This is a genomic window from Pseudomonas sp. PvP028, from assembly GCF_017832255.1.
In the GTDB taxonomy this organism is placed as follows: Bacteria; Pseudomonadota; Gammaproteobacteria; order Pseudomonadales; family Pseudomonadaceae; genus Aquipseudomonas; species Aquipseudomonas syringae.
The window spans coordinates 81,545-95,387 of the sequence record NZ_JAFIBL010000001.1 but is presented as its reverse complement, the minus strand read 5'-3'; the positions used below and the strand labels follow the sequence as shown (position 1 = coordinate 95,387).

Sequence of the window (13,843 nt, the reverse complement as noted above, 5' to 3'; positions counted from 1 at the left end):
CAGATGTTTATAAAGTCCTAGGAGTTTTCCTACATTTTCCTAAGTAGGTTTCTGGCAGGTTATTCTCTCATCAACTTAAATTATCGTATGAGTCAATGAATGGAGTACGCCATGAGCAGTCAGAAAATGAACGGAAAAGTGATGTGGAAGTTACGGACCCTTGATAAACGCTTGTGGGTCGTAATCCTGTCGGCGCTGTGGCTGACTGCTCCCGCTGTGTCATGGGCAAAGGACGGTGCAATAACGTTGCGTGGCAGTATCGTCAACAGCAGTTGCAAGGTTTCCAGTACAGAGATGACGGCGCCCGGTGTTCAGTCGAGAACGCTGGAAGTTGCACCCGGGGTCACTATTCATGTGAGCACCGAACGTAATGTCTGTGGTGAGCAGGCAATGCCCTTCGTGACGCAGTATCAGGTGCTGCCTGCCGCCGTGGTCATCGACGGAGAAGCCCTGCAGGCGCGCGCTGCGGTGGTCACGTTGAGCTATCAGTAAATACCGGTCTGTCGTGTTTTTTTCGTCCGGACTGTCACGTTCTCAAGTGGCAGTCCAGTGCCAGTTAAGTTTGAGCGATAAATAATCTCGGCCACAGTGAAGGCGTCGGTAGTCTGTACCTGAGTAAGGGCGCGCTTCTGTGTGGAAAAAGGGTTTTTATCAGTGTGCCCGGCACGACTTATAATTATTCCTACAGACCTGTCCTGCGTGTCGTGTTGTGTTGTCTGCGGGGTGAAAGTTACCGAGCTGACAGCACTGAAATAGACCTGGCTCTATAGTGCTCACCGTCCGATAGCGGGCACACACGAAATAACACAAGGAAGGTCGTTAGCATGAAAAAGCTTTCTCTTACATTGGCAGTTCTGGGCGTAATGGGCGTTGGCATGGCAGGTACCGCCAGTGCGGCGAACAACGGCACAATGGTCTTCAACGGAACACTGACCAATATCTCCTGCGATGTGGGGCCGGGCACGGGTGTCAGTGCGGGGACCAACCCTGGCGAAATCAATATCGACCTGGGCAACGTGTCCTTCTCCGATATCGGTGTATCGAGCGAAAGCCGATTCGAGACGGCTGCCCCCATCCAGTTGCTGGTCAACTGCAGTGCAGGTGCAGACCAATACAACATGGTGAAGATGCGCCTTATTGCCCGTAACGGCAGTGGCCTGGACAACAACGACGCGAAACTCCTGCGCACCACCGGTGCGGCAGATGGCGTCGGTATCGGCCTGCTCAATGCGTCCAGTGTGCTGATGGATCTGAGTGGTGACGAAACCGTCGACACCACGCTGATCAAGGATGGCGCCAACGGTGCCACCGCTGAAATCAATTTTGGCGCGGTGTATGTGCTTAACGGCACGCCCACCAATCCTGGTAATGCCGACGGCTTCCTGCCGTTCGTGATGGATTACGAGTAATCGTGTCGGACAGGGCGGGCAGCGCTCGCTCTGTCCTTTACCGAATTCAAGGTGAACGTCAGCATGTTTCCCGATTTTTTCCGCTACACGATGCTCGCCGCGTTGTTGTTCTGCGCATCCACTGCTCAGGCGGGCATCGTATTGAATACGACGCGAGTCATTTACCAAGGCACTGATAAAGAGGTCAGTCTGGGTGTTCACAACAGTGGCGGGGGAGAGATTCTCCTGCAGTCCTGGCTTGAATCGCCTGTGGCGGCGGCCGGCACTCACGAAAGTCTGCCGAACTTGCCGTTCATTGTCACACCCGCACTTACGCGTATGGCCGGGGGTGGCAGGCAACTATTGCGGATCATTCATTCCGGTACCGACATGCCCACCGATCGTGAGTCGGTGTTGTGGCTCAATGTTCAGGAAATACCCCAGACCGCAGCAGAAAACACGCTGCAGATCGCGGTACGTCAGCGCATAAAAGTCTTCTTCCGGCCTGATGGTTTGCAGGGTGATCCACAGCAGGCTCCGGAAAGACTGAACTGGCAGTGGATCGATGACACCGGTGTACAGGTCGAAAATCCCGGCCCCTACCATGTATCCATGCTCCGGATTTCCATACGCCAACACGACACTGAACTTGCCCATCTGGACAGTCAGATGCTGGCGCCGCATCAGCGTCTGAATATCCCGTTACAGCACACCCCGGCAAGTGCACCGTTGCTGCTCAGTTTCGTCAGTCTCAATGACTACGGCGGACAAGTGCCTTATCAGGCAACCCTTATCCATAAACAACCGGTTAACGCCGGCAAGGCGTCGCCCCGATAAGCTGGCTTATCCACTGTCAGCGTTCACTATTCAAACCGTCGGGCCTCAGTGACAAGCAGCCCGGCAGACCTGCGTCTGTGTAAAAGGATTGCGCGGCGCGCGCGACAGCCGAAGTAGAGTGAAGACCGCTATGGAATGGCGCAAAGAAGTTAACAAGGGAGCCATTGCCCAGTGCGCGCTCCCTCACCCCCGACGCTGTGCGCTGGGTATCGGTTTCGGATTGACGTTGATGTTTGTACTCAACGCGTCAGCCGCCTCGTCGGGTAGCGACGGGGCAGCCAGATTCAATACGGCTTTTATCCAGGGAAGCGATCAGCCGGCTGACCTTCAGGAGTTTCTGCGCTCCAATAGCGTGCTGCCCGGTACTTACCGGGTTGATATCTACGTCAATCGCAAGCTGAGCGGCAGGCGGGACATCCGCTTTTTGAAAAATCCTCTGTCGGGCCTGATCGAGCCCTGCCTGTCGCTCGAGATGCTACAGAGCTTTGGTCTGGACTTGAGTCGTCTGCCGTCAGGTGAGGTATCTGCCCAAGCCTGTTTCGACCTGCCTGCGCGTGTCGAATTTGCTCGCGTCGACTATCAGCCCGGTGCGTTGCGACTGACGATCAGTGTGCCGCAAGCGGTGATGTCGCGCGGTACCCGTGGTTATGTGGCGCCGGAGCTTTGGGATCAGGGCGAGACCGCAGGCTTTATCAATTACAACGTCAATGGCAGCCGACGGCGTAACAAGGGCCTGGAAACGGATCAGTACTACGTGGGGCTGCGAAACGGTCTGAACGTCGGCGCCTGGCGTTTGCGCAACGAGTCCTCTCTAGTCGGCGGCAGTGACAGGCCATGGCGTTATCGCAGTAATCGTACGTTCGCGCAGCGCGACATCATTACCCTGAAAAGCCAGTTCACGCTGGGCGAGACGTTTACCGATTCGCAGGTCTTCGACAGTGTCCGCTTCAGGGGCGCGGCCCTGGCCTCTGACGATGGCATGCTATCTGACAGTGAGCGCGCCTATGCCCCGGTCATCCGCGGGATTGCCGAAACCAATGCGACCGTGGAAGTTCGCCAGAACGGTTTTCTGCTCTACAGCGGCAGTGTGTCGCCCGGGCCTTTCGAGATTGCCGATATCTATCCCAGTGGCTCCAATGGCGACTTGTCGGTGTCTGTCATCGAAGCCGACGGGCGCGTACGAACCTTCACCCAGGCCTATGCGTCGCTGCCGATCATGGTTCCCGCAGGCTCGTTGCGCTACAGCCTGGCCGGCGGGCAGGTCGACAACAACGACGACCAGCAGGCCTCTCCGGCGTTTGCCAGCGCAGCTCTGATCTATGGTCTTTCCGAACGGATTACCGGGTTCGCCGGGGCACAACTGGCCGAGGATTATCAGGCCGCGAATATAGGCACCGGGGTCAACACCGGGCTGGGCGCGGTGTCGATGGACCTCACCCGCTCGGTCAGCAAGGTGGATCGGCAGGCGCGCAGTGGGCAGAGCCTGCGGGTGCGTTATGCCAATACGCTGGACGTCACCGACACCACGCTGGCAGTGGCCGGTTATCGTTATTCGACCGAGCAATACCGGACCCTGAACCAGCACGTCAGCGACAGCGGCGCGCAGCGGCGAGTGTTGTCCTCCGGGCTGGCGCGGGATCGGCTGGAACTCAGCATCACTCAGATAGTGCCCGGCCAGTCGGCGTCGCTGAGCCTGACGGCGTCCGAGCAGCGCTACTGGAACCTGCCCGGCAAGACCCGGCAACTTTACCTGTCCTATAACGCCGCCTGGCATTCGCTCAATTACAGCCTGTCCATGGAACGCAACGAGGATTTCGGGCGAAGCGGTGACCCGAGCACCGACAATCGTATTGCCCTGAGCGTGACCCTGCCGCTCGGATCCAGCCCCGGCTCGTCGCGATTGTCTTTCAACGCGGTACGCGACAGCCGTGGCGAGTACAACGCGCAGGCCGGCCTCAATGGCCAGGTGCTGGGCGACCGCGACACGTTCTATTCGGTACAGGCTGGACGTGACAGCACCTCCGGCAGTTTCGGTGCCGGCAAGGTCAGCACCAGCACGGCATTCGGCCGTTTCGAGGCCGGTTATAGCCAGGGCCAGGACTACGATGCATTCAGCCTGTCCGCCGCAGGTTCGCTGGTGGCGCATGCCGGAGGCGTGAACCTTGGGCAGGCCTTGGGAGAAACCTTTGCGCTGGTTCAGGTGCCGGATGTCGGTGGCGCCCGCTTGAAATCGTTCAGTAACGTCGAGACCGCCGGCAACGGCTATGCGGTTCTGCCTTATGCGCAGGCCTACCGCACCAACTGGGTCAGCCTGGATACCCGGCAGCTGGGCGCTGATGTCGATCTGGAAAATGCCATCACCCAGATCGTGCCGCGCAGGGGCGCGATACCGGTGGTGCGCTTCAAGGCCAATGTGGGCCGCCGGGTCCAGTTCGAACTGGTCCGCACCGATGGTAGCAAGGTGCCGCTGGGCGCCAGTGTCGAAGATGAGCAGGGCAGGGCGCTGGCAGTGGTCGATCCAGGCAGCCAGGCGCTGGTGCTCAGCGAGCAGGATGCCGGCAGCCTGTGGGTGCGCTGGTCCGATCAACGATGTCAGGCGACATTCTCGCTACCGCCCAGAGACCCCTCGCGTGCCTACGAGCGGATCAGGGTGATATGCCGATGAGCGCTTTCGCTGGCTCATGCAAGGCGCTGTTGACGGCTGTGCTGTTGACGAGCGGCCTGGCGGCGCAGGGCGCTGTTTCGCTGAGTGGAACGCGGCTGATTTTCGACGGGCAGTATCGCGAAGTCACGCTCGAAGTGCGCAATCGCGGCACGTCCGAGGCACTTGTACAGGCCTGGCTCAGCGACGCCGCGGATGACGACGACACCCCGGGTGAGTTGCGCAAGGCCCTGTCATTCGTGGTTACACCACCACTTTCACGCCTGCCGGTGGGCGGCAGGCAGGCCTTGCGCGTGCTGTATCAGGGCGCAGGCATGCCGCAGAAATACGAGTCGCTGCTGCATCTTTACGTGCTTGAGATACCCCGACGCCAAGACGGTGCGGGGCAGTTGAACATCGCCGTGCGCCAACGCATCAACGTGTTCTACCGGCCCCCCGGCCTTGACGGTGATCCGGCCGACACCCCCGCGCGGCTGCTGTGGACACTGACTCATGACCCGTCGCACGCCTTGGTGCTGACGGTCAGTAACCCGACGCCCTATCACGCCGCTCTGCAAGCGCTGCGCATCGACGGGGTGCAGCTCGGCGATCATCTGCTGTTGGCGCCGGGCGTCCAGATTTCGATGGTTGTACCGGCGAGTGTCGAGCCTTCTGCCACACATCGTTTTTCATACCAGGCGCTGACCGACTACGGCGGCCGACGGACCCATTGCGCACAGCTCACCGGGCAGACGGCCACTACCGCCAGGCTGCCGAAAAACAATTCCATTCAGGACGAATGCTGATATGAAACATCTCTCTGCCAGAGGCTGGCTGCGATCCCTTGCCGTGTTGCTGTTACTGCAGCCGGCTTCCACCTTCGCAGTGGTTTGTACCACTCAAGGGACGGGCGAAACCGAAATTCACGATGATCTGAGCAGTACGGTGGCAATCCCGGAGTCGATGCCTGACGGGGAAGTGGTATGGCGTTCCGAACCTCTGACTGTTCAGATCGAGTGCGCCAGAGAGGGCTGGCAGTCCGAAGCGGAGGAAGTTTTTATCTACCTGAATCCGGACAATCGCTCGATCGGTCAGGGGATTCGTGCCGGAATGACGTTGCAGGGCATCGATCACCTGCACGGCAGTGGTCGGGTCGGTACCGGTAGCTACGTGCCGGTGTGTCGCGAGGGTGAGAGCACGCTCGAAAACTGCCCGAAAGTGCGCTTTAGCCTGGCGTTTTCGGTATTTATCCAGAAGTTCGGCGCTACACCGTCCTCCGGCGTGGCCAGTGATTTGCTCGATTACCGGTTTTTTCAGCTGGGCGGCGCGACAGACCCGAGTCTGCTGTCAGGGCGCAGCCTCAGTTATGTGATCAATAACCTGCGGGGACTGAGGTTCGTGGCCTGCGATGCCGATCTGCAAGTGCTCCCGGAAACCGTGGAATTTGGCGACGTTGCGATACACCAGGTGGCCATTGGCAAAGTGACTGCCACCCAGACATTCTCTCTGCTGACCAGCCGCAGCTGTGATTCGCCGTTCAGCATCGATGCGCGTTTCAGGCCGGTGACAGGCAATCTGTCTGGCGAGCTGCTGATCCCCGTCGGTAATGATTCATTGGGGATACGCATTACCAGTGCAGTCAACGGTCAGCTGCTACGTTACAACGAGCCATTCCATCTGGCGGAATTGCTCGGCGAAACCAACACGGCCAGGGCGGACTTCAATGCCGAACTGCTGTGGAACACCAACATTCCACGGCCCGGACCGTTCAATGCCGAGGTGATGGTCGATCTGTTCTACAAATGACGGCGACAGGAGGCTCGGGCGGTTGTGCGGCGATTGATGTATGCTGCGCGGCCGCGGGCATTTGCCCGGCCAATTCGACTTTCTGGTGACACCATGACCACGCCTGAACAACCTCCTGTTCAAGACGCCGCAGCCGACTCCGTCGCAGACACTGAAAACAAGGCTGTCATTGCGCCTTTCAGCTTTCCGTTCAAGCCTTCGGAGTTTGCCCAGGCCAAAAAGGAGCCGGCGTGGCATCAGAAAAACAACAAGCACGGCCACCACAAGACCCCGGGCGTCGCGCCGGCTGGCACCCGCAGGTCGATGGGCAAGCGCTGATCGCCTGAATGATCCTGCTCAGGCCGCCTGCAAGGGAATGAACAGGTAGGAAACCGGCTGCCGGTCAGTCACCTCGGCACCTTCCTGTTGCAGGGTGTCCAGAACGTGCTGGCCGGCGACGTGAAACGCCCACTTCGAACCTTGGGTCCGCTCATCCTGCGCAGGATTTGCGACCTCTTCGATGGCGGCGGCAAACGCGCCCATGTCCGGCAGGTAAGCGACGAAACCGTTGCCCTTGAGGGCGGTAGTACGGATGCCGAGCTTCTGGCAAATCAGTTGTTTGGTCTCTATTTCATCCCGGTCGGCCTGACGCGACTGTTCGATCAGGTCTATCAGTTGCCTATCGACCAGCCTGTCGTTGACGATAAGGTCAGGACCCTGCTCCCAGGACTCTGGCGGACAGCCTTTGTTCTCCGGGCGTAACGGGATGTGCGGGTTGATCTCCATCGGATAGATTCGGCACACCAGTGGCCGGCGCTCGTAGATGCGACACAGGTTTTTCTCGTCAAGATTCCGGCAGCGCCCCACGTTGTAGGCCGCGAAGGTGATCGCCACAAAGGCTGTGGTGCTGCCAGTGCTGACCTCGGCCGAGCGACGGCTGGCATGGGTCAGCTGCGTCTCGGAAACCCCATAGCCATTGCTCAGAAATGCCTCGGTCAGCACGATCACGTTGCCGCCATCGGCCGCCCACTGCGCGGCTTCGTCGAGCGTCAGCGGTACGTGATGGTCGGTGCAGCAGCCGCCACACCCTACGCAGGAAAACTTGGTGTCCATTATCTCGATGACCCGTCCAACAGGTAGGCGGCAAGCGACAACAATTGGTCACTCACTCGCTTGATGTGTCTCGGGAAGCAAGTTGCGCGCCAGACGTTGGCCGGGTCGGTCGCGGGTTCAGGCTGCAGGGATGTCGAAACGCTTGAGATAGACCATTGCGGATTTTTCATAAAGCCGCCGCGCCGCCAGGTTGTTTTCCATGACGTGAAGGTCGACCGATGCTTCATTACGCGTACGCAGATGGGTGAACAAATGATTGAGCAGGGCGTGGCCGATCCCGCTGTGTCGCACATCAGGGTGCACCACCAGGTCCCTGATGAATGCGCTGGTCCAGCACACGATCACACCGACTACCGTTTCGTTACGCATGGCCAGAAAGCACAACGACGGATCGCATTCGGGATCGTGTTCGAATGCAGCCAGCCAGTCCGGATAATCCGCTACGCAACCTGCCGCGCTGCCATACCCCAGGGTCAGCAGGCTGTGAATCTCTGCGGCTCGCTCAAGCGTAAGGGGATGTGGCTGGATGCCAGGCGGCCAGGCCGGGATGGGCACTGGCACTGCAAGATCCCGACGCATCAGCCAGTAATGCGCGGCGGATGCATCGGTCATGTTCGGACGTTGTGTCGCTGTGCGCTCAGGGATCAGAGCCCTTGGGCGACCACCGTACGTGCGGCCTCGATCAGGCATTTGGTCAACTCGGGTGACGAGAACTTGGTCAGCACGGCATTGGCCCCGGCGATCTGCGACTTCTCGCTGTTCATCGCGCTGTCGAGCGAGGTGTGCAGCAGGATGTACAGGTCACTGAAGTCCGGGGTATCCCGAAGTGTGCGGGTCAGGGCGTAGCCGTCCATCTCTGACATCTCGATATCGGACACCACCACGTTGATCTGCCGCGCAGTACCCTGCAGATCGAGCAGAACATCGATGGCCTCTTTGGCACTGCGCGCCGTGTGGCATTCGAGACCGAGATTGCGCAAGGTGATGATCGATTGCTGCAGCGCAACCTGACTGTCATCGACGACCAGAATCCGCGCTTTGCTCAGCAGTTCCGCATCCTCCTTGGCCAGCTCTGTGGACTGCACGACGATCTGCGCAGGGGCGATACCGTGGATAACTTTCTCGATGTCCAGTACCTGCACCAGCACGCCATCGACCTGGGTGACCCCGGTGATGAACGACTTGCTGCTCGACCCGTAGGGTGGCGGACGGATATCGGTGGTCAGGCAATGCACAATCTTGCTCACGGCCTGAACGTGCAGGCCCTGTTTCGAGCGGCTGACATCCGTGACGATCAGGCAGCCACCGTCGGGATCGGCCAGCGGCCGCTCGCCGATCGCACGACTCAGATCGATAACCGACAGCGACGAACCACGTAACGTCGCGATGCCTTTGACGTGTGGGTGCGATTCGGGAAGATGGGTCAGAGGCGGGCAGGGAATGATCTCGCTGACCTTGAGCAGGTTGATCGCCATCAGCTTGCCGCTGCGCAACGTGAAGAGGAGCAGCGAAAGTGAATCTGCTCGGACGTTCTTGGACATATGAACCTTCTGGCTGTAGGTGTTTCGTCGCCTGGTAGCGGCAAACAACTTTCTATGACAGGTTATCGACCTGAGGCGCGCTGGCTTGAGGATTTTTAACCGACAGCCGAGCGTGCCGTTCGCTTGCCATTGGACGTCGTTGCACTGCACCGTAGCGCGCCCGACAAGCGGACTGCCCACGTGCCGATGGTGGCAGTCTGGCTTCGGTTGCGTCAAACCTGGGGAGGGCGGCAGATTGTCGCGCTCTGTATTCCGACAACCTGCGTAGCGGGTTCCCACGCCATAGTGCTTTGCCAGAAAGGCGCCCTGCGACAAAATACCGCAGCTATATATAGAAGAAGAGCTGCGACAAACTGACGCACCCTTCTATATATAGAAGGGCTTTGCATCCGGCCCCTGCAAAAAACGTCCTGGCGGTCGTGGATCTGCTGCCATGCAGACCACCTGGCCGGCAAATGCGTCCGTATGGCTGGCCAATGCTTGAGTTGCCGAATCAGACAGATGATCATCGCGCACGCCTCGGCCCAGTCAGGCCGTCCCCACCCGTTGAGGCTGCGCACGCTGCACGGCGCAGGCCAACCCTTTCATCAGTTCAGTAAGGTATGTGAATGAGCGACAACACGTTGTACCTGAGACGCGAAAAGCGCTTTCTGGTTTTGCTGGGCATCATCTGCCTGGCCCTGATCGGCGGCGCCCTGTACATGCAGATCGCCCTGGGCGAAGCGCCGTGCCCGCTGTGCATCCTGCAGCGTTACGCACTGTTGTTCATCGCCATTTTTGCGTTCATCGGCGCCGCCATGCCCGGACGCCGCAGCGTTACGGTGTTTGAAACCCTGGTCACCCTCAGCGCCCTTGGCGGCATTGCTGCTGCCGGCCGGCATGTCTGGATCCTCGCCCATCCGTCCGACAGCTGCGGCATCGATGTGCTGCAGCCGATTGTCGATGGCCTGCCATTGGCTACACTGTTCCCTACCGGGTTTCAGGTCAGCGGTTTCTGCACGACGCCATATCCGCCGGTTCTCGGATTGTCACTCGCGCAATGGGCGCTGACAGCGTTTGTCCTGACTGCAGTTCTGGTACCGGCGTGCATCATCCGCAACCGCCGCAACCCTTACTAACTACAGGGGCTTTCGCAAAAATGCCCCGTGAATGCGGGGCTTTTTTCGCGTGTAATGATGCGTTTGAAGAGCGATTGTTACGCATATAGAGAATAACTGTTACAAAATTAGGCATAGTCATTAAAAATTTACGTATCTACAATCCCCGTCAGTTGTCGTTCAGCTTGGCCGAACGATCAGCATTTTGAGGCTTGGAGCGTCCCCTGTGCACTCTGAACAGGCAGCGCAACGCTTGCCTCTGAGGGCGTATAATGGCCGCGTCGAAAGCGTCTGCCCGAAGTTTTGGGCAGTTCCAGCAACTCAAAAAACAAGAATCCATAGCTAAACCCGGACTTGTCGATACGCCGCTGTGCGTACTGGCGGCCCTTGTTCAATTCAAAAAAATTAGCCGGCACTGGCAGGGCGAAGTGTTGGCGGTCGAAACCCAACTGCACCGCGCAAGCTGCTTTTAGAGGTCGTGAAATGAGTAAAAAAAGGTACCCCAGGTTTTTTGGCTTCTTGGCCCTTTTCTGTATGCTTTTGCTCAGTGGATGCGATGGCGTACCTCTGCTCGATCCAAAAGGGCAGGTGGGTATCGAGCAGCGGAACCTGATCATAATCGCAACGCTGCTGATGCTGATTGTCGTGATCCCGGTCATCCTGATGACCCTGATCTTCGCCTGGAAGTATCGCGCATCGAACAAGGCTGCCAAGTACACGCCGGACTGGTCTCACTCCACCAAGATCGAAATCGCAGTCTGGGGCGTACCCATGCTGTTGCTGGTCTTTCTGGGGTACATCACTTACGTCTCGACGCACTCGCTGGACCCTTACCGTCCGCTTGATTCGGACGTCAAGCCGGTCACCATCCAGGCGATCTCGGTTGACTGGAAGTGGGTGTTCGTCTACCCGGACTACGGCATTGCCACGGTCAACAAGATCGTGTTCCCGGCCAAGACGCCGATCAACTTCCAGGTCACTTCGGACAGCGTGATGAACTCGTTCTTCATCCCGGGTCTGGGTGGTCAGATCTACGCGATGGCGGGCATGCACACCAAGCTGCATTTGATCGCCAACGAGAATCACGAATTCAACGGTATTTCGGCCAACTACAGTGGCGCAGGCTTTACCGGCATGAAGTTCAAGGCCATCGCTACCAGCCAGGCTGATTTCGACAGCTGGGTCAGCGAAGTCAAGAGCTCGCCCAAAAAGCTTGGCACGGCCGAATACGCCGAGTTGATCAAGCCGAGCGAACGCAACCCTGTCGAACTCTTTTCCTCGGTCACCCCGAACCTGTTCCAGATCGTCATCGACAAGTATGAAGGTATGAATCCAGGCAAGAAGGTTGTTGCTGGTGAGAAGGAAGTAGCCGGTGAGGCTGGTGCGGAAAAAGGCAAAAATTCAGCTGCTGGGGCAGAGGAGTAAACGATGTTTGGCAAATTAAGTCTGGAAGCGGTGCCGTTCCACGAGCCCATAGTCATGGTGACACTTGCCATGATCGCGCTCGGCGGCATTGCGGTTGTCGGGTTGATCACCTATTTCCGCAAGTGGACGTACTTGTGGTCTGAGTGGCTGACCTCTGTCGACCACAAGAAAATCGGCGTGATGTACATCGTCGTTGCCATGGTCATGCTGCTGCGCGGTTTTGCCGACGCGATCATGATGCGTACCCAACTGGCGATGGCCCAGAACGGTGCTGAAGGGTTCCTTCCGCCTGAGCACTATGACCAGATCTTCACCGCTCACGGTGTGATCATGATCATCTTCATGGCGATGCCGTTCTTCACGGGCCTGATGAACATCGTTCTGCCTCTGCAGATCGGCGCTCGCGACGTGGCGTTCCCGTTCCTGAACTCCCTGAGCTTCTGGTTGCTGGTAGCAGGCATGCTGCTCATCAACCTGTCTCTGGGTGTCGGTGAATTCGCCAAGACCGGCTGGGTTGCGTATCCGCCTCTCTCCGGGCTGCAATACAGTCCTGGTGTCGGGGTTGACTACTACATCTGGGCGCTACAGTTATCCGGGTTAGGTACGACGCTGACGGGGGTCAACTTCCTCGTGACCGTTCTGAAAATGCGTACGCCTGGCATGAAACTGATGGACATGCCGATCTTCACCTGGACCTGCACCTGGGCAAACATCCTGATCGTGGCTTCGTTCCCGATCCTGACCGCTACCCTGGCGTTCCTGACCCTTGACCGCTACCTGGACTTCCACATTTTCACGAACGAAATGGGCGGTAACCCCATGATGTACGTGAACCTGTTCTGGGCGTGGGGCCACCCTGAGGTGTACATCCTGATCCTGCCGGCATTCGGCGTGTTCTCGGAAGTCATCTCAACGTTCTCCGGCAAGCGTCTGTTCGGCCACAAGTCGATGATCTTCGCCTCCGGTGCGATCTGTATCCTGGGCTTCATGGTCTGGCTGCACCACTTCTTCACCATGGGTGCGGGTGCCAACGTCAACGCCTTCTTCGGCCTGGCGACGATGCTGATCGCGATCCCGACGGGTGTGAAGCTATTCAACTGGCTGTTCACCATGTATCAGGGCCGTCTGCGCTTCACTGCGCCGGTGCTCTGGACCTTGGGCTTCATGGTCACCTTCTCGATCGGCGGCATGACCGGCGTTCTGTTGGCGATCCCAGGTGCTGACTTCGTGCTGCACAACAGCCTGTTCGTAATCGCTCACTTCCACAACGTCATCATTGGCGGTGCGGTATTCGGTTACATCGCCGGCTTCGCGTTCTGGTTCCCTAAAGCGTTCGGTTTCACCCTGAACGAGAAGTGGGGCAAGGCAGCGTTCTGGTTCTGGATCGTCGGCTTCTTCGTCGCATTCATGCCGCTTTACGCGCTGGGCTTCCTGGGCATGACCCGTCGTCTGAACGCTACTGACATGCCAGAGTGGAACATCTACCTGGACGTCGCGCTGTTCGGCGCCGTGCTGATCGCCATGGGTATCGCTTCGCAGCTGATCCAGCTGTTCGTGAGTATCCGTGACCGCGACAACAACCGCGATCTGACCGGTGACCCATGGAATGGCCATACCCTGGAATGGTCCACTTCATCGCCTCCACCGTTCTACAACTTTGCCGAGCTGCCAAAAGCTGACGACGTCGACCCGTTCACCGATGCGAAACGTGCCGGTACCGCTTACAAGGTTCCTGCCCGCTACTCGGCGATCCACATGCCTAACAACACGGCGACCGGCCTGTACATGGGTATGTTGCTGACGGTCTTCGGCTTTGCATTCATCTGGCACATCTGGTGGCTGGTAGGCGCAAGCCTGGTTGCGACCATTGCCGTCTTCGTTGCTCACGCCATGCGTGACGACCAGGGCTACATGGTGCCTGCTGAAGATGTAGCGCGTATTGAAGGTGAGCATCACAAGGTCCTGGCGGCCAACGGTGCATACACTCCTGTCAAGTCCTCGCTGGAACAGGTTTAA

Annotated in this window: 14 protein-coding genes; 11 read left to right on the top strand and 3 right to left on the bottom strand. The window is 58.5% G+C overall.

Going from position 1 to position 13,843, the window contains the following annotated elements; translation table 11 throughout:
* Positions 1–99 precede the first annotated feature (99 nt).
* The 7 genes from JOE34_RS00440 to JOE34_RS00410 all read left to right on the top strand — a co-directional run bounded on the left by JOE34_RS00440 (position 100) and on the right by JOE34_RS00410 (position 6,990).
* Complete coding sequence (locus tag JOE34_RS00440; RefSeq protein ID WP_004402938.1) at positions 100–492, top strand: hypothetical protein; 393 nt, start codon at positions 100–102, stop codon at positions 490–492.
* Between the two features lie 332 nt (positions 493–824).
* Positions 825–1,409 carry a fimbrial protein gene (locus tag JOE34_RS00435; protein ID WP_003314067.1) on the top strand — a complete coding sequence of 195 codons (585 nt, stop codon included), beginning with the start codon at positions 825–827 and terminating at the stop codon, positions 1,407–1,409.
* Between the two features lie 63 nt (positions 1,410–1,472).
* A complete protein-coding gene (locus JOE34_RS00430) occupies positions 1,473–2,225 on the top strand; it encodes a molecular chaperone (protein ID WP_209994927.1) in 753 nt (250 codons plus the stop codon).
* A gap of 202 nt (positions 2,226–2,427) precedes the next feature.
* Positions 2,428–4,890: a fimbria/pilus outer membrane usher protein gene (locus JOE34_RS00425; protein ID WP_209996819.1), complete on the top strand. Its 2,463-nt coding sequence runs from the start codon at positions 2,428–2,430 to the stop codon at positions 4,888–4,890.
* Entirely contained in the window at positions 4,887–5,672 is a 786-nt protein-coding gene (locus JOE34_RS00420; protein ID WP_046266792.1) for a molecular chaperone, read from the top strand. Before JOE34_RS00425 ends, JOE34_RS00420 begins: the two co-directional genes overlap by 4 nt.
* A gap of 1 nt (position 5,673) precedes the next feature.
* A complete protein-coding gene (locus tag JOE34_RS00415) occupies positions 5,674–6,672 on the top strand; it encodes a fimbrial protein (RefSeq protein WP_004402946.1) in 999 nt (332 codons plus the stop codon).
* Between the two features lie 93 nt (positions 6,673–6,765).
* Positions 6,766–6,990 carry a hypothetical protein gene (locus tag JOE34_RS00410; RefSeq protein ID WP_003415292.1) on the top strand — a complete coding sequence of 75 codons (225 nt, stop codon included), beginning with the start codon at positions 6,766–6,768 and terminating at the stop codon, positions 6,988–6,990.
* Positions 6,991–7,008: 18 nt separating this feature from the next.
* On the opposite strand, the gene JOE34_RS00405 is transcribed toward JOE34_RS00410, so the two are convergent.
* From JOE34_RS00405 to JOE34_RS00395, 3 genes are all read right to left on the bottom strand, one after another.
* Entirely contained in the window at positions 7,009–7,764 is a 756-nt protein-coding gene (locus tag JOE34_RS00405) for a YkgJ family cysteine cluster protein (RefSeq protein ID WP_004402948.1), read from the bottom strand.
* Between the two features lie 117 nt (positions 7,765–7,881).
* Positions 7,882–8,343 (bottom strand): GNAT family N-acetyltransferase, encoded by a 462-nt coding sequence (locus tag JOE34_RS00400; protein WP_024649659.1) that lies wholly within the window; start codon positions 8,341–8,343, stop codon positions 7,882–7,884.
* A 65-nt stretch (positions 8,344–8,408) separates the two neighbouring features.
* Positions 8,409–9,305 (bottom strand): chemotaxis protein, encoded by an 897-nt coding sequence (locus JOE34_RS00395; protein WP_003408993.1) that lies wholly within the window; start codon positions 9,303–9,305, stop codon positions 8,409–8,411.
* Positions 9,306–9,913: 608 nt separating this feature from the next.
* Between JOE34_RS00395 and JOE34_RS00390 the strand changes: the two genes are divergently transcribed.
* From JOE34_RS00390 to cyoB, 4 genes are all read left to right on the top strand, one after another.
* Positions 9,914–10,423 (top strand): disulfide bond formation protein B, encoded by a 510-nt coding sequence (locus JOE34_RS00390; RefSeq protein WP_003314076.1) that lies wholly within the window; start codon positions 9,914–9,916, stop codon positions 10,421–10,423.
* Positions 10,424–10,674: 251 nt separating this feature from the next.
* Positions 10,675–10,875, top strand: coding sequence for a hypothetical protein (locus tag JOE34_RS00385; protein WP_003314077.1), 201 nt, complete (start codon positions 10,675–10,677; stop codon positions 10,873–10,875).
* A gap of 10 nt (positions 10,876–10,885) precedes the next feature.
* Positions 10,886–11,827, top strand: a complete 942-nt coding sequence (cyoA, locus tag JOE34_RS00380) for a ubiquinol oxidase subunit II (RefSeq protein ID WP_003421829.1) — start codon at positions 10,886–10,888, stop codon at positions 11,825–11,827.
* Between the two features lie 3 nt (positions 11,828–11,830).
* Positions 11,831–13,843, top strand: coding sequence for a cytochrome o ubiquinol oxidase subunit I (cyoB, locus tag JOE34_RS00375; RefSeq protein WP_003341876.1), 2,013 nt, complete (start codon positions 11,831–11,833; stop codon positions 13,841–13,843).

Bases quoted from the DNA above. Each gene is read 5' to 3' on its own strand.
- JOE34_RS00405 (WP_004402948.1), bottom strand. From the start codon at position 7,764: ATGGACACCAAGTTTTCCTGCGTAGGGTGTGGCGGCTGCTGCACCGAC.
- JOE34_RS00400 (WP_024649659.1), bottom strand. From the start codon at position 8,343: ATGCGTCGGGATCTTGCAGTGCCAGTGCCCATCCCGGCCTGGCCGCCT.
- JOE34_RS00390 (WP_003314076.1), top strand. From the start codon at position 9,914: ATGAGCGACAACACGTTGTACCTGAGACGCGAAAAGCGCTTTCTGGTT.
- JOE34_RS00440 (WP_004402938.1), top strand. From the start codon at position 100: ATGGAGTACGCCATGAGCAGTCAGAAAATGAACGGAAAAGTGATGTGG.
- cyoA (WP_003421829.1), top strand. From the start codon at position 10,886: ATGAGTAAAAAAAGGTACCCCAGGTTTTTTGGCTTCTTGGCCCTTTTC.
- JOE34_RS00420 (WP_046266792.1), top strand. From the start codon at position 4,887: ATGAGCGCTTTCGCTGGCTCATGCAAGGCGCTGTTGACGGCTGTGCTG.
- JOE34_RS00430 (WP_209994927.1), top strand. From the start codon at position 1,473: ATGTTTCCCGATTTTTTCCGCTACACGATGCTCGCCGCGTTGTTGTTC.
- JOE34_RS00415 (WP_004402946.1), top strand. From the start codon at position 5,674: ATGAAACATCTCTCTGCCAGAGGCTGGCTGCGATCCCTTGCCGTGTTG.
- JOE34_RS00395 (WP_003408993.1), bottom strand. From the start codon at position 9,305: ATGTCCAAGAACGTCCGAGCAGATTCACTTTCGCTGCTCCTCTTCACG.
- JOE34_RS00435 (WP_003314067.1), top strand. From the start codon at position 825: ATGAAAAAGCTTTCTCTTACATTGGCAGTTCTGGGCGTAATGGGCGTT.
- cyoB (WP_003341876.1), top strand. From the start codon at position 11,831: ATGTTTGGCAAATTAAGTCTGGAAGCGGTGCCGTTCCACGAGCCCATA.
- JOE34_RS00410 (WP_003415292.1), top strand. From the start codon at position 6,766: ATGACCACGCCTGAACAACCTCCTGTTCAAGACGCCGCAGCCGACTCC.
- JOE34_RS00385 (WP_003314077.1), top strand. From the start codon at position 10,675: ATGGCCGCGTCGAAAGCGTCTGCCCGAAGTTTTGGGCAGTTCCAGCAA.